The 18,116-nt window shown below is 67.5% G+C and carries 15 protein-coding genes; 9 read left to right on the top strand and 6 right to left on the bottom strand.

Features of this window, described 5'->3' with window-relative positions:
- Window positions 1-8: 8 nt before the first annotated feature.
- A complete protein-coding gene (locus OVA31_RS08595) occupies window positions 9-299 on the bottom strand; it encodes a DUF1330 domain-containing protein (RefSeq protein WP_267630659.1) in 291 nt (96 codons plus the stop codon).
- 69 nt (window positions 300-368) lie between these two features.
- On the opposite strand from OVA31_RS08595, the gene OVA31_RS08590 reads away from it, so the two are divergent.
- The 6 genes from OVA31_RS08590 (at window position 369) to OVA31_RS08565 (ending at window position 10,037) form a co-directional block, all read left to right on the top strand.
- Window positions 369-1,331 carry an ABC transporter ATP-binding protein gene (locus tag OVA31_RS08590; RefSeq protein WP_267630658.1) on the top strand — a complete coding sequence of 321 codons (963 nt, stop codon included), beginning with the start codon at window positions 369-371 and terminating at the stop codon, window positions 1,329-1,331.
- Complete coding sequence (locus OVA31_RS08585) at window positions 1,328-2,080, top strand: ABC transporter permease (protein ID WP_267630657.1); 753 nt, start codon at window positions 1,328-1,330, stop codon at window positions 2,078-2,080. The genes OVA31_RS08590 and OVA31_RS08585 overlap by 4 nt, the downstream gene beginning before the upstream one ends.
- Window positions 2,081-2,129: 49 nt before the next feature.
- Complete coding sequence (locus OVA31_RS08580) at window positions 2,130-4,745, top strand: helix-turn-helix transcriptional regulator (RefSeq protein ID WP_267630656.1); 2,616 nt, start codon at window positions 2,130-2,132, stop codon at window positions 4,743-4,745.
- Window positions 4,746-4,858: 113 nt separating this feature from the next.
- Window positions 4,859-7,108 carry a glycerol-3-phosphate 1-O-acyltransferase gene (locus OVA31_RS08575; protein WP_267630655.1) on the top strand — a complete coding sequence of 750 codons (2,250 nt, stop codon included), beginning with the start codon at window positions 4,859-4,861 and terminating at the stop codon, window positions 7,106-7,108.
- Window positions 7,105-8,589: an HAD-IB family hydrolase gene (locus tag OVA31_RS08570; protein ID WP_267630654.1), complete on the top strand. Its 1,485-nt coding sequence runs from the start codon at window positions 7,105-7,107 to the stop codon at window positions 8,587-8,589. Before OVA31_RS08575 ends, OVA31_RS08570 begins: the two co-directional genes overlap by 4 nt.
- A 41-nt stretch (window positions 8,590-8,630) precedes the next feature.
- Entirely contained in the window at window positions 8,631-10,037 is a 1,407-nt protein-coding gene (locus OVA31_RS08565; RefSeq protein ID WP_267631453.1) for a wax ester/triacylglycerol synthase domain-containing protein, read from the top strand.
- Here the strand turns inward: OVA31_RS08565 and OVA31_RS08560 are convergent.
- Together OVA31_RS08560 and OVA31_RS08555 are read right to left on the bottom strand one after the other, a co-directional pair.
- Window positions 10,030-10,707: a phosphoribosyltransferase gene (locus OVA31_RS08560; protein WP_267630653.1), complete on the bottom strand. Its 678-nt coding sequence runs from the start codon at window positions 10,705-10,707 to the stop codon at window positions 10,030-10,032. The genes OVA31_RS08565 and OVA31_RS08560 overlap by 8 nt on opposite strands.
- Window positions 10,707-11,159 (bottom strand): nuclear transport factor 2 family protein, encoded by a 453-nt coding sequence (locus OVA31_RS08555; protein ID WP_267630652.1) that lies wholly within the window; start codon window positions 11,157-11,159, stop codon window positions 10,707-10,709. The genes OVA31_RS08560 and OVA31_RS08555 overlap by 1 nt, the downstream gene beginning before the upstream one ends.
- Before the next feature lie 97 nt (window positions 11,160-11,256).
- Here OVA31_RS08555 and OVA31_RS08550 point away from each other — a divergent pair, with 97 nt between their 5' ends.
- Window positions 11,257-12,141 (top strand): SCO6745 family protein, encoded by an 885-nt coding sequence (locus OVA31_RS08550; protein ID WP_267630651.1) that lies wholly within the window; start codon window positions 11,257-11,259, stop codon window positions 12,139-12,141.
- 22 nt (window positions 12,142-12,163) lie between these two features.
- Here the strand turns inward: OVA31_RS08550 and OVA31_RS08545 are convergent, their stop codons facing one another.
- Entirely contained in the window at window positions 12,164-13,237 is a 1,074-nt protein-coding gene (locus OVA31_RS08545; RefSeq protein ID WP_267630650.1) for an EamA/RhaT family transporter, read from the bottom strand.
- A gap of 159 nt (window positions 13,238-13,396) precedes the next feature.
- On the opposite strand from OVA31_RS08545, the gene OVA31_RS08540 reads away from it, so the two are divergent.
- Window positions 13,397-14,569, top strand: coding sequence for a carboxylate--amine ligase (locus tag OVA31_RS08540; RefSeq protein WP_267631452.1), 1,173 nt, complete (start codon window positions 13,397-13,399; stop codon window positions 14,567-14,569).
- Window positions 14,570-14,610: 41 nt separating this feature from the next.
- On the opposite strand, the gene OVA31_RS08535 is transcribed toward OVA31_RS08540, so the two are convergent.
- Window positions 14,611-16,020, bottom strand: a complete 1,410-nt coding sequence (locus OVA31_RS08535) for an amidohydrolase family protein (protein WP_267630649.1) — start codon at window positions 16,018-16,020, stop codon at window positions 14,611-14,613.
- Between the two features lie 107 nt (window positions 16,021-16,127).
- Between OVA31_RS08535 and OVA31_RS08530 the strand changes: the two genes are divergently transcribed.
- Complete coding sequence (locus OVA31_RS08530; protein ID WP_267630648.1) at window positions 16,128-16,313, top strand: hypothetical protein; 186 nt, start codon at window positions 16,128-16,130, stop codon at window positions 16,311-16,313.
- Between the two features lie 7 nt (window positions 16,314-16,320).
- Here OVA31_RS08530 and OVA31_RS08525 read toward each other — a convergent pair whose 3' ends face one another.
- A complete protein-coding gene (locus OVA31_RS08525) occupies window positions 16,321-18,000 on the bottom strand; it encodes a SulP family inorganic anion transporter (protein ID WP_267630647.1) in 1,680 nt (559 codons plus the stop codon).
- Between the last annotated feature and the right edge of the window lie 116 nt (window positions 18,001-18,116).

The following is an 18,116-nucleotide window of genomic DNA, read 5'->3' as shown; positions in this document are numbered from 1 at the left end:
ACGGGGCGTCAGGCGGATTCGACCCGCCACATCTGCGTTTTCGCGACGCACATGTCGCGACGCCGCGCCATCGCCTGCCGGCGTGAATCCTGCATGTAGGAGTCGAAGGCCGCCTCGTCGGCGAACTCGATGATCTGGGTCTCGAGCGGATGGTCGGCATCGCCCTCGACGTTGCGTAGGCGTGTGAGCACGCGACCCCGGTGCTCGTCGACCAATCGCAGGACATCGTCCTCGTAGGCGTGCAATTCCGACTCGTGGCCGGTGACCGGCCAGAGCAGCACTGTGAACGTCGTCGCCATGGGCACACCCTATGACGACAGGCGGTGCGGAGTGCGCCCGGTGAGTGCGGAGATGTCTATGGTCGAGGTGTGCTGACAGTCGAGAAGCTGACCAAGGACTTCGGGCGGACGCGTGCCGTCGACGATCTGTCCTTCAACGTCCGGCCCGGGGTGGTGACAGGGTTCCTCGGCCCGAACGGGGCGGGCAAATCCACGACGATGCGCATGATGCTCGGACTGGACCGACCGACCTCGGGGACCGCGACCATCAACGGTCGCCCGTATCGCGAACTCGACCATCCGCTGCGACAGGTCGGTGCGCTGCTCGACGCCGGATGGGTGCACCCCAATCGCAGCGCCAGGTCGCATCTGCGGTGGATGGCGGCCTCCAGCAGTATCCCGGCGCGCCGGGTCGACGAGGTGATCGAGATGGTCGGCCTCACGTCGGTCGCCACCAAACGCGCAGGCGGATTCTCGCTCGGCATGAAGCAACGGCTCGGACTCGCCGGTGCCCTGCTCGGCGACCCGCACACACTGCTGTTCGACGAGCCGGTCAACGGTTTGGATCCGGAGGGCATCGTCTGGATTCGCAACTTCATGCGGCATCTGGCCGGGCAGGGCCGCACCGTCCTGGTGTCGAGTCACCTGCTGACCGAGATGTCGCTGACCGCCGACCATCTCGTGGTGATCGGCCAGGGAAGGCTGATCGCCGACTGCTCGGTCGGCGAGTTCACCAGCCGTGCGTCGAGCAGCGTGCGGGTACGCAGCCCTCGACTACCGGACCTGCACCGGGTGCTCGCCGAGGCAGGTCTGAACGTCGTGCCCCTCACCGCATCCGACGGCCGCCCGGCGCTGTCCGTCGCCGACGTCACCACCGATCAGGTGGGTGATCTCGCAGGGCAGGCCGGGATCGCGCTACACGAACTCACCGGCACGAGCGCATCGCTCGAAGAGGTCTTCATGTCGATGACCGCGGGCGCGGTCCAGTACCAGGGCGGCGGTCCTCCCGCCCAACCCGGAAGCGACCCTCGAATCCAGGGAGGCCCGCGATGATCGCCGCCATGAACGCCGAACGCATCAAGCTGACGTCCACGCGGTCGCCGTACTGGTGCATCGCCGTGGTCGTCGTGCTCGCTGTCGCCGTGGCCGGGCTCACCGGCGCGACGTCGACGGCGCCGCTGGGACCGTCGCCGGGCGAATCCGCATGGACCGCGCTGATCGGACTGAACGCCTTCGGCGTGCTCGTGCTGATGATCATGGCCGTGCTTGCGGTGACCAGCGAGTACCGCTTCGGCACCATCCGGACCACGTTCCAGGCGATCCCGAAACGATCCACTGTCCTGCTCGCCAAGGCCGGTGTGTTCGGTGCGCTCGCCGTAGCGGTCACCCTGGTGCTCGCGGTGGTGGGCATCTTCTTGGTGCGCGGTCTCGCCGGCTCGTCGAGCGGCATCGAGCTCGGCGACCCGGGCGTGGTGCGCCAGATCTGGGGCACCCCCGTGATCGCCGCGCTCTATGTGCTGATCGGACTGGGGGTGGGAGCCATCGTCCGGCACACGGCAGGCGCGATCGTGATCGTGCTCATCTGGAATCTGGCCCTCGAGTCGATTCTGTCCATCCTCCCCAAGGTGGGCGAGCACATCGCGCCGTTCCTGCCGTTCGCCAACGGTTCCCGCTTCCTGAACGAGGGAGCCGGTGACACCCAATACCACTGGAACGTCTACGGATCGCTGATCTACTTCGCCGTTTTCGCGGTCATCGTCTTCGTGATCGGGATCGTGATGACCGAGCGTCGCGACGCATAGCGATCGAATCGCGGTGTCGTCGACCGGGCAATGCGACTAAAATCCCCACATGTCCTCGAACTGGCCTCTGGTCGAGCGCGAGAAAGAGTTCCGCATCATCGAATCCGCGCTGCGCGGTGAGACGACTGCGTGCGGAGTCGTGCTCACCGGCGATTCGGGGGTCGGCAAGACGACCTTGGCGCGTCACGTCACGGCCGCACTCGACGGCGGCGTGCGGTGGGTCGCGGGTACCGAGTCGGCCAGGAGCATCCCGCTCGGGGTGTTCGCGCACCTGGTGGGACCGGCGACGACCAGCGATCCGGTGACCTATCTGGCCGCGGCGCGCGAATCCCTGCTCGCCGACGGGAACGTCGTGATCGGGGTGGACGACGCCCACCTCCTCGACGAGCTGTCGGCGACCCTGTTGCACCAGCTCGCCATCGACCGCGCGGTGCACATCGTCGCGACGGTCCGGAGTGGCGAGTCGGTGCCGGATGCGGTGACCTCGCTGTGGAAAGACAATCACCTCAAGCGGATCACGTTGTCGCCGTTCACCAAACAGCAGAGCGTCGAGCTCATCGAGTCGGTTCTGGGCGGGCAGCTGGAAGGACTCTCGGCCGACCTCATGTGGGAGGCGTCGGGTGGCAACGCGCTGTTCCTCCGGCATCTCGTCGAGGGCGCGCGACAGGCCGAGACGCTGCGTCAGGTGAACGGTGTGTGGCAGTTGCGGGGCCGTGCTGCGATCACCTCGGAACTGGCGTCGCTGTTGGAGAGTCGCATCGAGCAGCTCGACGACGCGGTGCTGAATGTGCTGAAGTACCTGGCCCTCTGCGAACCGCTCGACATCGAGATCCTCTCCGAGCTGGCAGGCGAAGAGGCGGTCGAGGAGGCCGAGATCGCCGGCCTGGTCCGCATCTCCCGTGATGGCCGCAGCCTGCAGGTTCGCTACAACCATCCATTGTTCGGTGAGGTCATCCGGCACCGGCTCGGGCTGGCGTCGTCGCGGCGACTGCGCGGGCGTCTGGTCAAGGCCCTGCGAGCGAGGGGCGCGGAGACGCCCACGGAACGCATCCGTCTCGCCGACCTCGCCTTGGAGAGTGACGTCGGCGTCGATGCGGACCTGATGAGCGCGGCCGCGCGCGACGCCCTCGGATTCGCCAACGCCCCGCTCGGCGAGCGGTTCGCACGTGCCGCTGCCGCCGAGGGGAAGGGAGGTGTCGGGGCGGCCGAACCGCTGGCACGGGCGCTGATGTGGCAGGGGTACGCGGAAGAGGCGGAAGACGTGCTGGCCGCGTTCCGCCCAGCGGAGCTCAGCGAGTTGGAGCTGGTGCTCTGGGGCGGAATGCGATTCGGCAATCTCTTCTGGGCGATCGGTGATGCCGATCGTGCCGATCCGGTGCTGGACATGTTGCGCGAGAAGGTCACCGACCCCAATCTGTCGCTGGTGGTCAAGGGATATGCCTCTGCGCGTGCAGTATTCGGAAATCGAATCGACGATGCGATCGTATTGTCCGACGAAGTCCTCGGTTCGCCGAACCCATCTCCGTGGGCGGTGGAGTGGGCGGTCTTCGGCGGGGGCCTCTCGCGAGCACTGTCGGGACGCGGCGACGAGGTCGCCGAACTCGCCGCGCGGGCGCGTACCGCGGAGACGACCACCGACGGATTGCTCAGATTCCCAACCGGTTTGGGCGAGATCCTGGGCCTGACGCTCACCGGCCGACTCGACGAGGCCGATATCCGGGCGCAGCGGTACGTCGCGTTCTCGAACGTCGGTCAGTATCTGGGCTGGGGAATGGCGGGCATCCTGGTGTCGGTGGTCGAACTGGCGCGCGGCGACAGCTCCGCGGTGGCCCGGCGTATGGAGCAGACCCTGGCGACCCTCGACAGCGGCCGTGCGGCAGAATCCTGGAACTATCCAGCACAGTTCTATCTCGTCCAGGCGCTCAGCGCGGCCGGTCGAACCGAGCGAGCCCAACGCGCACTCCGTAAGGCGCAGGACCGATTCGGCCGGCACATCGCGGTGTTCGGCCCGATGCTCGCCATCGCGAAGTCGTGGCAGGAGGCGGCCGCGGGCACGGTATCGGTGGCGGCGCAGACCGCGGCCGGGGCAGCCGCCTCGGCGCAGGAGTCCGGGCAATACGCGATCGAGGCCGAAGCACTCCACTCGGCGGCCCGTTTCGGTGACTCCTCGGGTGCGCAACGCCTGCGGGAGTTGGCCGACCAGATCGACGGACCGCTCGCGGGGCTCTACGCGCGACATGCGGAGGCACTGGCATCCGGCGACGCCGTCGAACTCGATCTCTGCGCAACCGAACTCGAAGACGTCGGTGTGCGGCTCTCGGCGGCCGACGCAGCTGCCCAGGCGAGTGTCCTGCACGAGGCAGCCGGCCACCGCGCGGCGACGGTCGCCTCGGCGGCGGTGGCCAATCGTCTCGCCGCGGAATGTGGCGGTCTGCGGACGCCCGCGCTGGTCGAGGCGGCGCAGCCGCTTCCGTTGACCACCCGCGAGCGCGAGATCGCCAATCTGGTGGCCGCGGGACTGTCCAACAAGGAGATCGCCGGGCGCCTGACGGTGTCGGTGCGGACGGTCGAGGGCCACATCTATCGGGCCTGCACGAAACTCGACGTCGCCGACCGATCCGAGATCGCCGCCCTGCTGCTCAAGGCGAATGCGGGCACCACCTGAGCACGGTCTGGACCCTGTCTCGTCGAACCCGTCATGGGTGGGTCGATCTGGGGTCACAATGAGCCCAACCGGTCCGGATCGTCGGGGTCGGGAGGCGCGAGAGGTGGTGTGTCGTGGGCGACTCGTTGGTGCTCGCGGAGGTGCGCACGGCATGTGAGCTGCAGGCGGTGCGGGAATGGGCGGCGACCACCCATCCCGACGCCCCGGTGCGGGCATTGCGTGAGGTGGTCGCCGACGACCTGGACCCCGACACCGAGCTGATCCCCGCGCGTGCCGTCTGGCTGCCCGCGGTGCGGCAGGGGGAGCGCCGGGTGTCCCTGGCGGACGTGCTGGTGCTGTCCAATCCTCGACGGCCCATGGCGTTACGGCAGAAGGCCATCAAGAATCGGCGGCCCGATCGGCTGCGCGTGGTGCAGGGGGAACCGGCGACGGTGGCCGAACTGCGTCAGCGGTACGTCAACGAGTTCGCCGAGGGGGAACCGTTCACCGCGTTCGTCTCCGTGCAGGCCTCGCTGTCGGCCGAGCGCGCCGAGCGTCAGATCGTCGGTGACCGGTACAAGGTGCCGAGGCTGGTCGCCGAACAGATCAGCTCGTCGGCGCGCTTCCAGGCCAAGGCGGCCAAACTCGCCGCCGAACTCGGTCGCCCGGCCGCTGCGGTGGTGCAGGAGGCGACCGACAAGATGTCGAACTTCGTCGCCACCCAGAGCCGTCTGATGGACGACGTCTTCTCCTCGGTCTTCAGCAACCTGCACGAACGGACCTGGACCGTGTCGGTCGACCTCGACACGCTGAACCGCCTGCGCACCCTGAACAGGTCACACGGCCTGGTGTTCCTGCCGTCGCACCGCTCCTACGTCGACCCACTGGTGCTCGCCGAGGTCCTGCGCGGTCACGACTTCCCGCCGAATCTGGTCCTGGGTGGCAACAATCTGTCGTTCTGGCCGGTCGGGCCCATCGCCCGCCGGGCGGGGATGATCTTCATCCGCCGCAAGTTCGGCGGTGATCCCGTCTACAAGTTCGCGATGCGGTCCTATCTGTCGTTCATCGTGGAGAAACGGTTCAACCTCGAGTGGTACATCGAAGGGGGCCGCAGCCGCACCGGAAAACTCCGCAAGCCGATGCTCGGTCTGCTCGCCTACGTCGTCGACGCGGTCGAGCAACTCGAGGACTCCGACGTGATGGTGGTGCCGACCTCGATCGTGTACGACCAGCTGCACGAGATCGGCGCGATGGCGGCCGAATCCGCGGGCGGCACCAAGAAGCCGGAGGGCATCACCTGGCTGCTGAAGTACGCGAAGGCACAGCGAAGTTACCTCGGGGAGGCGCGGGTCCGCTTCGGAGAACCGTTCTCGCTGCGGCAGGCGCTGCGCGAGGCAGGCGAGGGCCGGGCCAGACTGGACAAGGTCGCGTTCAAGGTGATGGACGAGATCAATGCCGCCACACCGATCTCGGCGACGTCGCTCGCCGGCTTCGCGATCCTCGGTGCGCGCGATCGCGCGTACACCGCGGCGGAGATCGAGGCGATTCTCGCGCCGCTGCTCGACTACATCGAGCAGCGGGACCTACCCGGACCGGATCCGGCGCTGTGCCGCGGCGTCGGATTGCGGCGCACGCTACGGGAGCTCACCGACGCCGGGGTGCTGACCGCCTACGACGGCGGCACCGACACGGTCTGGTCGATCGCCCCCGACAACCACGCCGTCGCCGCCTACTACCGGAACGGGGCGCTGCACCATTTCGTCGATCGGGCGATCGTCGAGCTGGGATTGCTGGCCACTGCCGAAGGGGACCTGATCGTCGGCGAGGGTGGATTGCTCCCGGCCGCCCAGCAGGAGGCCTTGCGGATCCGGGATCTGCTGAAGTTCGAGTTCTTCTTCCCGACCAAGGACGTCTTCCTGCATCGGCTCGGCGCCGAGCTCGACCTGGTCGCGCCCGGGTGGCGTGAGGTGTCGCCGACGCCGGAATGGACCGATCGGGTGCTGCACGACCATGCCGGCGCCCTGTTCGCGCGCCGCACCCTGCAGCCGTTCTTCGACGCGCAGCTGGTGGTGGCCGAACGGCTCGTCTGCCTCGGCGACGGATCGCTCGGCAAGGATCAGGTGCTCGCCGACTGCCTCGGCCTCGGCCGTCAGCTGTCGTTGCAGGGCATCGTGCGCAGCAAGGACTCGGTCTCGACGGAGCTCTATGACGCGGCATATCAGCTGGCCGACAACCGGGGACTCGTCCCCGACGACGGTGCCGGTCCCGGTGACACCGACCTCGCGACCGCTCGGCAGAAGTGGCTCGACGAGGTTCGCTCGATGCGGGAACGGTTGCGGCGGATCGCGTGGATCGAGGCCGAGCAGGCGGGATTGCTGACATGAGCACGGTCGCGGACCGACTACGGGAGATCCGGGCGGCGCCCACCGGGAAGAAGATCGGTGCGTTCTTCGATTACGACGGCACCCTCATCGAGGGCTTCTCCGCGAGCGCGATCACGCGGGCCCGGGTGAAGAGTCTCGAGTTCGGCCTCGGCGAACTCGGCAGCTTCCTGCTGATCGCGCTGCGCGGGGTGAAGTCCGAACAGGACTATGCCGAAGTGCTGGAGGCGACCAGACCGACCTTCGCCGGCAAGACCTATGCCGAGATGCTCGCGTTCGGCGACGATCTGTTCCGACACGAGACCGCCTCGCATCTGCGTCCGCAGATGTGGCAGCTGCTGCGGGCGCATCGCGAGATGGGACATCGGATCGTCATCGCGTCCTCGGCCACGCGCTTTCAGATCGACCCCATCGCCCGTGAGATCGAGGCCGACCACGCACTCGCGACCGACGTCGAGGTGGTCGACGGGGTGCTGACCGGCGAGATTCTCGGGCGGCCGCTGTGGGGTCCGGGTAAGGCCGCCGCCGTGCGCGCGCTGGCGCGCGAACACGAGATGGACCTCGACGCGTCGTTCGCCTACAGCGACGGCAACGAGGACATCCCCTACCTGGAGTCGGTCGGACATCCGGCGGCCGTGTCACCGCGGTACGGCCTGCGAGCGGAGGCCCAGGCGCGGGGCTGGCCGATCCTCGACCTGCGCAACCCGAGCCACAACCAGTTGGCGATGGCGGCGCGGACGGCCGCGTTCTACGGCTCCTTCATCGGGTCGGCGGCCCTCGGAGCCGCAGGCGGCCTCGTTCGCCGGGACCCGAATGTGCTCGTGGAGAAGGCCATCCCGGCGGGGAACGATCTCGGACTGCGCATCGCCGGCGTCGGTGTGCGCATTCTGGACGGCGCCGAGTACCTGACGTCGAACCGCCCGTGCGTGTTCGTGTTCAACCACCAGTCCAAACTCGACCTGCCCGTGATCATCCATCTGGTCCGCCGCGACGCGACCGGCGTCGCGAAGAAAGAGGTCAAGCGGGTACCGGTGCTCGGGCAGATCCTCGACGCGGCGGGCCTGGTCTTCATCGACCGTGCCGACGCAGGCAAGGCGATCGAGCAGATGCAGCCTGCGGTCCGCAAACTCCGCGACGAGGGTGTGTCGCTGGTGGTCGCGCCGGAGGGCACCCGGTCGTCGACGCCGCGGATCGGGCCGTTCAAGAAGGGGCCGTTCCACATCGCGATGCAGGCAGGTGTGCCGGTGGTGCCCGTGGTCCTGCGTAACACCGGTGAATTGATGTGGCGTGGCTCGCAATTGATCAGACCCGGCACAGTGGAGGTCAAGGTGTTGCCGCCGGTCGACACGTCGCAGTGGCGGCCGGAGGACGCAGGCAAGCATGCCGGTGAGGTCCGGCAGATGTTCGTGACGGCACTGGCCGACTGGCCGGTCGAATCGTTCGAGGACGGTCGGATGACCCGAGCCACGGGAGTGTGGGAGTGAGCAGCACCGACCAGCCACTGGACTGGGCCAACGAGCCGCACATGAGCCCGGTCGATGCCCTGATGTGGCGGGGCGACACCGATCGCCGGCTGCGCGGCACCATCAGCATGCTGGAAATCTATGACTGCGTACCGGATTGGGATCGGCTGCTCGCCGCACACGAGTGGGGCAGTCGGATGGCACCACGCTTTCGGCAGCGCGTCGTCGACTCCCCGTTCGGCACCGGCACCCCGAGTTGGGCAGTGGACCCCGACTTCGACCTGCACTACCACCTCCGGCGTATCCGCCTCGCAGGCGACGGCTCGATGCGCGAGCTCCTCTCGGCATGCGAGCAGCTGGCGATGACTGCACTCGACCCGGCCCGCCCGCCATGGGAGGGCACGCTGATCGAGGGGCTGCCCGACGGGCGGTCGGCCTACTTCCTCAAGGCCCATCACGCACTCACCGACGGACTGGGGGCGATTCTCGGTCTGGCACAGTTGCATTCGACGTCACGTGATCCGATCCCCGGCAAGCCGCAGCCGCCCAGTCCTGAGCCGGTGAGCATCTCGGCGTTCGACGTGGTCGGCCGCCAGCTCGGTGAGGAGGTGCAACGGCTCCCGCATCGGATCGACACCACCGTGCGGGGAATGCGCGCGCTGACCCGACCGAGGAAGGCGCTGAGCGACGTCCTGCGATATGGACGGTCGGTGCCGCGAGTGGCCGGGCTGGTGTCTCCGCCGGGGTCGCCGCTGCTCGCCGCGCGGAGTATCTCGTGGAGGTTCAGTGCCTTCGAGGTCCCGTTCGCCGACCTGAAGGCCGCCGGCGTCACCGCCCGGGCCTCGGTCAACGACGTCTATCTCGCCGGTCTGATCGGTGGCTTCCGGCTCTATCACGAGAAGCTCGGGCAGCCGGTCGACGCGATCCCGGTGGCCATCCCGATCTCGGTACGAAGGCCCGAGGATCCGGCAGGCGGGAACCGGATCGCGGTGGGACGCATGGCCGGTCCGGTGGGCATCGCCGACCCGTTCGAGCGGGTGCTCACCATCCGCGAACAGGTCCGCGCCGCGCGGACCGAACCCGCCGTCGACATCTTCAACACGCTCGGGTCGGTGCTCGCCTGGCTGCCGGGTCAGGTCCTCGCTCAGTTCAGCGGTGCGACAACACAAAACGACCTGCAGGCCAGCAACGTGCCGGGAATCCCCTGGGACACCTACGTCGCCGGGGCGAAGGTGGAACGCATGTTCCCGTTCGGGCCGTTGCCCGGGTGTGCGGTGATGGCCACCATGATCACCCACAACGGCACGGCCTGCCTGGGGCTCAACCACGATGCCGCCTCGATCACCGAGCCGGAACTCTTCGCCGACTGTCTCGTCGACGGGTTCAACGAGGTGATCGCGCTCGGCGCGGAGACAAGATCTGGCGCAACAGAATCGAGTACGCCAGGGTTGATGCGGCGCGTCATCTGAGCCGGAGGCAGCGCGTGACCTCGTCGTCGCTGACCTGTTGGAAATCGCGATACGACAACCCGACGGCGTGAAAGGGCTCCGGAGAGCGCACACACACAACGGCGTCGACGGCCGGATCGGCGGTGAAGCGTCGGATCGCGTCGTCGGGTGCCGTCGGCACCGCGATGACGACGGCAGCGGCACCGGCCGCGCCCACGGCACGCAGCGCCACCGCCATCGTCGATCCGGTCGCCATCCCGTCGTCGACGAGGATCACCGTCTTGCCCTCGACGGCCACCGGTTGGGCACCTCCCCGGTAGCGCTGCTCGCGATCGATGCGGATGGCCTCCTCGCGGTCGACCACCTCCTGGAACTGTTCGGGTGAGACACCGAGTCGGCGGGGGACGTCGTCGTTGACGACGACCTGCCCCGCCGCCAGTGCGCCCATCGCGAACTCGGGCTGACCGGGCGCGCCGAGTTTGCGGACCACGAGCGCGTCGAGTGGGGCACCGAGGGCATCGGCCACCACCCGGGCCACCGGCACACCGCCGCGCGCCAGACCCAGCACGACGATACGGTCGTGCGTGGCGCCCTCACTCGAACCGGACGGGATCGGCGCGCTGCGAAGTCGTTCGACGAGAGCTCGACCGGCGGCCTGTCGATCGGCGAAGACCTCTGCGCGCCGTGACATCAGTCGATCCGGATCGCTGGGCCGACGTCCAGAGCGAAGCTCGGCACGTCGTCGAGGCTCATCTTCGCCTCGTAGGTGCGGTCATAGCCGGTCCCGCAGATCCGCCAACCCTCGTCGGTGCGGCGGTAGCGGTCCGCGTAGAACGCGGCACCGATCAGCATGAACTTGAAATCCGGCACGATGACCCGGTCCTGCAGGTACCAGCGTCCGGTGGCCTCGTCGCCCTCCACGTCGATCTCGGGATGGGCGACTCGGTGTTCGGTGATCACCGCGGGTCCCACCGATTCGCGCATGAAGCCGACCAGCTCGTCACGGGTGGTGAACTTGAGGCTGCTGCCGTAGTCGCCGGTGACATCGGGTGTGAGGGTGCCTTCGAACACCTCCCAGTCCTTCGTGTCCAGTGCACGGAGGTAGCGGTACTTGAGCTGCTTGATCGCCTCGAGATCATCCATGGTTCAACATCTACCCGACTTGCCGCCCAAGACCTACCGAATCGGTTGACAGCGGCACCGGTTGACAGCGGCACTCGGTGGCCGCGAGTGTGGACCGATGACCTCGATCGCCGATGAGACCGCCCACCAGACCGCCCGCAAGGCCTACGAGAGCATCGAGCCGTTTCACGTTCTCGCGTACTTCAATCACGGCCTGCGTGCGGCGCAGGAGGACACCGGCCTCGACGGCCACGGCTTCTACGTCGGCGCTCGCGCCGCTCCGATGGGGGAGTGCCACGCGTCGGTCGTGACGTCGTCGTTCTACAACTTCGCGTCCGACCTGATCGCCACGAGTTGGGATGCCGCCCGCGCGGTCGGGCTCGAGAAGGTCGCGGCGCGGCGCGTGCAGATGCTCGACGAGCAGCTGCGCACGATCCTGGGTGATCGGGTCGGCGACCCCGAGATCGTCGAGCTGACCAGTCGCTATCGCGAACTCGCCCACGGGCTGCCGTTCGGTGGCCGCCCGCTGGCGTCGGCCTGGGCCGCCGCCACCCCGCCCGACGAGCCGCATGTCGCGCTGTGGCACGCCATCGCCGTCCTCCGGGAATGGCGCGGCGACAACCACATCGCGGTGCTGGTCAACCACGACCTCGATGCCCTGGACGCGGTGATCTTCCACGAGGCCGAGCTGCCGGACCCGACGGTCCGTCGGCGGACTCTCGGCCGCAAGCTCATCCAGCTGACTCGCGGGTGGTCGGACGACGACTGGGATGCCTCCGTGGACCGGCTGGTCGGTCGTGGTCTGGCGACCCGTGTGGAATCGGGCGAGCGACTGACCGACGCCGGCCTGGACGTTTATCGCGCGATCGAGGCCGAGACCGATGCCATCACTGCCCAGGCCTGGGCGAAGCCCGGCGTCGACGAACTCCTGGAACGCACGCGGCCGTATGTGAAGGCTGTGATCGACGCGGGAGTACTACCGGGTACCCGCAAGAAGGACTGAAGGTCCAACGGCTCGGCGGTCGTCAGTGCGACGCGTCCTCCGACGGCCCCTCGGAGTCGTCGGAGGATCGGCTGCGGCGACTCGACCGCGCCGCCGACGACCATCCGAACAGATCGGACCCGTAGAACCCGGTGTCGATCTCCCCGGTGTCGGCGCCGGACGAATCGACGCGGCCACGCCGCCATCCGCCCTTCAGCGGTGGCGCCTCGCCGAAATGATCGGGGTCGCCGGAGCCGTACCAGGCGACGAGCACCGCTCCGATGACGGCGCCGATGAAGCCGACGATGGCCAGCCACCCGAGTCCGGGCTTGGCCGTGTCGTTGAGGAACAGCACACCGACGAGGCTCGGGCCGGCTGTCTCGCCGACGACCAGGACTGCCGTCACCCCGTTCACCGCACCCACCTGCAGAGCGACCGTCTGGACGAAGAAGCCGACGGCGCCTGCGACCGCGATGGTCCAGGCGGCCGGGTCGGTGAGCAGGGTGACGAGATGGAACGGCGCGACGCCGTCGAGGACGCGGACCGCGATCGCGATCATGCCGAACAGCAGCCCCGCGGTGGCGCCGCCGACGATGGCCGCGTGCTTGCCGAGCCGGTACACGCCGAACAGGGCGATCGCGCAGAGTCCCAGGGTGGCGACGAACAGTTCCCAATGGAAGACGGCGCTCTCGCCGCCGCCCGTGTGGTGCTCGGCCGACATGCCGAGCAGGCACAGCGACAGCACGACCAGCCAGATGGCGATCCAGTCGCGGGTGTGCAGCGCGATGTTCAGCATGATGGTGCCGAGTAGGGCGGTGATCACGAGATTCGCCGACACGATGGTCTGGGAGAGGAACAGCGGGAGGAATCGCGCGGCCAGCGCGCCACCGGCGAAGCCGATGATCACCATCATCGTGCCGAGAATGAACGATGGATCGACGAAGGTGGACATCGTCGACTGCAGCGATGGGCCGCCGACCGCGTTGGTCTGGTTGTCCTCGGTGCCCTCGTCACGGGCGGCCGTCGCCACCCGGCGCGCGCCCAGCGCGCGTAGTACGGTGGACATCCCGTAGGCGACGGCGGCGAGGCAAGCGGCGATGATGCCGATCACGAACATCAGTAAACCCCGCCTCTCTCGCCTGTCTGTTCGGGTCAACCCGGCGTAACAGCATTCTGCAACGTTTGCGGGCGACCGACTATTCCTTTTTCGGCAGGTCTCCTCCGGGCCGATGGATCACCCTATCGGCCCTCTCCTAGACTCGATCCGGTGGGCACTGTGGGGACTTCCGGACAAAAGCACGTTCTGATCACTTTCGGGCGGTCGTTCCTGACCCTCGAGCTGACCCGCCTGATGTCTGCGGCGGGACATCGGGTGACCATCGTCGACAGCATCCCGGTGGGTGTGACCAGGTTCTCTCATGGCGCGGACGCCTTTCACCGGGTGCCTGCGCCCAAATTCGAGCCGCGGGCGTACTGCCACGCACTCGCGCAGATCGTCGTCGACGAAAAGGTCGACATGGTCATCCCGATCCACGAGGAGACCGACATCCTCTCGATGATGGTCGACATCTTCCCGCCCGAATGCGAATTGTTCCTGTCCGATTTCGAGACCGAGAACAGCCTCCACAACAAATTCGAGTTCCAGGAGCTTCTCGTCGCCCGTGGGATTCCGGCGCTGAAATACGCTCAGGTCCGCGGTCCCGACGACCTCGCGGCGCTCGATTTCGACGCACCGTTCGCCCTCAAGGAGTGCTATTCGCGGGGATCGCAGAAGGTCCACAAGGTCACCCCGGGTGACCCGATGGACTGGGTCGAGTTCGACCCGATCAACCCGTGGCTGGCGCAGGAGTGGCTCTCCGGGACCAACTACTGCACCTACTCGATCTGCCGTGACGGCCAGATCAATGCCCATGCCACCTATCCGGTGGATTATGCGATCGGTGGGAGTTCGTGCCTGAACTTCAAGTCGGTCCAGCACGATGCGATCTTCGAATGGATCTCGAAGTTCGTGCGGGACATGAACTTCACCGGTCAGGTCGGGTTCGACTTCATCGAGGATCCGGAACGTGGGCTGTTCTGCATCGAGTGCAACCCGCGGGCGACCAGCGGCATCATGATGTTCGGTCCGGAGGATGGCGTCGACCGCGCATTCTTCGGGACCAACGACGAGATCATCACCCCCGGAGCCGATGTCGACAAGATGATCGGCCTGGGCATGCTGCTCTACGGGTGGCGCAAGGATTCGCGCCGTGGCCGCAGCATGCGCGAATTCGTACGCGCCTTCCGGTCGTCGAGCGACGTTATCAGTTGTCCGGGTGACCAGCGCCCCGCGCTCCTCCTCCCGTTCGCCTATCTCGGCATCCTGCGCAGTTGCTACAAGTACAAGGTCGGGCTCGCCGAGGGATTCATGCACGACCACGAGTGGGACGGTCTGCGGATCTCGGAGTGAGACCCCGCCGACAGCAACCGGAATCCCGCCGACAGCACCACTCAGGTGCGGACTCGGTGCCCGCGTACGTAGACTTCCGCGATCGCGGGTTCTCGTAATCCCATCAAGAGCGCGAACAGGGTCTGATCGCGGGCGGTGACCTCGTCGTCGGCCCGGATGCCCTGGCGCAGAATTGATTCCAGAGGCGTCCACCGCTCGGGTCGGATAACCAGGAAGTCCGCCTCTTTGCCGACATCGAAGTTCCCGAAGCGGTTCTCCATGTCGAGCGCTCGTGCACCGGCCAGCGTTGCGGTGAACAACATCTCGGCCGGGTGCATCGCCACACTCCCCGCACCCGGCTCGCTGAGATGAACCTTGAAGGCGTCGGACAGCACCCGCGAGATCAACCATTCGTCTCCGGCGCCGACGTCGGTGCCGGCCGCGATCGTGATCCCGGCGGCGACGGTCCGTTTCCACGGCATGGTGCCCGAACCGAGGAACAGCTGGGACACCGGGCAGTGTGCGATCGACGTCCCGGTCTCGGCCATCCGCGTGAGCTCGTCGTCGGTGCAGTGCACGGCGTGCGCCATGACGGTCCGGCGACCGAGCAGCCCGGCCCCGCCGGTCCTGCTGCCCGGCAGGAACCGGCCGTCGTAGGTGTCCAGGTAGGAATCGACCTCGTAACTGCGCTTGACGAGGTCGATCTCGCCGTCGCCGAGGCGATTGTTCTCGTTGAGGTGGGTGTGCACGTACACACCCCGATCGCGCACGTCATCGTAGAGCTCGCCGAGACCGGCCAGGGTCTCCGTGGTCACCGACAGTGAGAATCGCGGCACGATCGCCACATGCAGCAGTGCCGAGGAGACATCGCCGGAATCGGCTGCGTGCCAGCGGCTGATCTCGTCGGCCGTGAGGTCGATCGCCTGCTGTTCGGTGGTCAGCAGGGGCGCGGATGCGGGACCGCCGACGGTCTGGATGCCGCGACCGCCGACCAGGCGGAGACCGGCTCGACGAGTCTCGTCGAAGAGCGCGTCCTGGGCGTGCGGAAATGCCGAACCGAACACCATGGCGGCGGTGGTCCCGACCGCGATCCGGCGGGCGGTGAAATCCCGTGCGATCTGCTGGGCGAAACCGGGATCGGCGAGCCGAGCCTCGGCCGGGAAGATGCACGTCTCCAGCCACTCCAGCAGCTGTCCGCCGCCGTAGGCATCCACCGAGTAGGTCTGCGGGAAGTGGATGTGGGCGTCGACGAATCCGGGGATGAGAAACCCGTCGCCGTGGTCGTGAATCCGCTCGGCTGACCCCGGAGTGCGCGCGGCAGGCCGGCCGTCGCGCGGGCCGCAGTAGACGATGGTGCCTGCGCCGTCCAGGACCAGTGCACCGTCGGGTATCCAGGTCAGGGCGTCGGCCGCCTCGGTGACGACAGGACGGCCCGCCACGTGGAAGATCTGGCCGAGATGAGTCGTGGTCACCCGATCACGAAAGCACACGACGGCGGTGCCGGCCGGGTGAGCGTGGGCCGGGGTAATATCCGAACGGCGCGGCGGGCTGCCGAGCTGCTTGGCAGAGGGGGAAGACGATGAAGCGCAGAATGGCTCTTGTGGTGGCGGGGTCGGCCACCGCCGTGTCGATCGGGATGTTCGTGGCGCCCACCGCAGGTGCGGCACCGGTCGAACCGCATCAGGCGGCGGGAGCCTTCGGTTCGGTGTCGATCTGTGTGGCCGTGCCGGTGCCTCCACCTCTGCGGATCAGCATCTGTATCTGACCGGTCGTCACTCCGGTGCGGCATCGAGCCACCGCTTGGCCTCGGCATAGGCGTCGTCGACGGATTCGAACACCCGGTCGGTCGCTTCGAAGATGTTGTCGCGACCGACGGCGTCGACGAGACCTGCGTTCTCGATGCCCTTCATCAGCTGTGGCCGCACGCCCGCGAGCATGAATCTGCCGCCCTTGGAACGTAGTTCGTCGGCGTGGGCGCGCAACAACTTCTGCAACGTCGACGACGGGACGTCGGGCAGTGTGCGCACGCTGAGGATCAGCGCGCTACGACCGTTGTCGTCGCCGACGGTCGGCCACGTCTCGGCGATGCGCGGTACCTCGGCGAACAAGGCGACACCCGAGTAGTCCAGGACGGTGATGCCGTCGGCGGGCAGGGTCTGCGGTGTGTCGACGACCCGCCAGCCACCATCGTCCGGCACGAGGGCGACCAACCGTGCCGCGCGCGCGGCCTGAACGCAGTACAAGATCAACGAGATCGCGGCACCCACGAGGATGGCGTCCTGCAGGGGGATCTGGGTGGTGGCGACGAAGGTGACGATCAAGGCGACGGCGCTCAACCTTGCCGTGCGGAACACCAGCACGATGTCGGCCCACCGGCCCTGGATCAGCTCGAAGCCGATCACGAACAGGAGGCCACCGATGACCGCCATGGGGATGATCTGTGCGGCCGAGCCGGCGATGAGGACGAGCAAGATCAGCCAGATGCCGGCGAACATCCCGGCCCACCGCGTCTGAGCGCCGGCCGACACCGCGACGCCGGTGCGCGACAACGAGCCGCCGGTGGGCAACGACCCGAAGAAACCGCCGACCAGGTTGGCCGCGCCCTGCGCGGAGAAGTCACCCGACGCGTTCGGTCGCGACTTGTCGGGGTTGGGGACGGCCGCCGAGATGCCTGCCGCCTGGGCCAGCGCCACCAGGGCGATCGCGAACGCGCCGAGTAGCAGATCCGGGAATGCCGAGAGATCCGGGACGGTGAACGGGGGCAGACTGTTCGGCACCTCGGCAATGTCGCCGACGGTCTCGACATCGGTCCCGCTGACGGCGGTGACGGCGGTGACCACCACCAACGCGATCAGTGTCGAATAGGACTCGAGCGGTTTGATGAACCGGAACACCGCCCAGACGGCGACCGTGGCCAGCGCGACGATCACGGCGTGTGCCGACCATTGGGAGATATGCGCAAAGGCGTCGACGAACTTCCACACCGTGTTGTGGGCGTCGGGCTTGTATCCGGTGACGTCCTTGATCACGCCCGCGACGATCTGAACGGCGATACCCGCGGTGAAGCCGGTCATCACCGCACTCGAGACGAAGTCCATGATCGCGCCGATGCGGAGCAGACCGAACAGAAGCATCACCGCACCGACGGCGACCGTCAGCATCGCGATGTTCCCGATGTCGTGGGGATCGAGGCCTGCCTGTGCGAGCACACTCTGGGCGGAGAGTGCGATCGCACTGGTCAGCGTCGTCACCATGAGCACGGTGCGGGAGAAGACGGAACCGACCAGGGTCGAGACCATTCCCGAGTAGAGGCCGCTGACCGGGTTGAAGCCACCGATGCTGGCGTAGGCCATCCCTTCGGGGATCGAGAACAACGCGGTCACGAGCCCGGAGATCGCGTCTGAAGGACGCGGGCGCGAGACACGGATGGTGGGACGTCTGAACCGCTTCACGACAGACACCCGATCAGCCTAGGCGTCCGGACGCACGTGCTCCCGCCCAAACGACGGCGATTTCTCCGGAACTTGACCACGTTCGAGCAGGCGTGCACGTCGGCTGTGGTTCTGGG

Origin of the sequence: Gordonia sp. SL306 (assembly GCF_026625785.1) — a bacterium.
In the GTDB taxonomy this organism is placed as follows: domain Bacteria; phylum Actinomycetota; class Actinomycetes; order Mycobacteriales; family Mycobacteriaceae; genus Gordonia.
The sequence above is the reverse complement of the archived record's forward strand: the minus strand, read 5'-3'. Positions and strand labels throughout refer to the sequence as shown.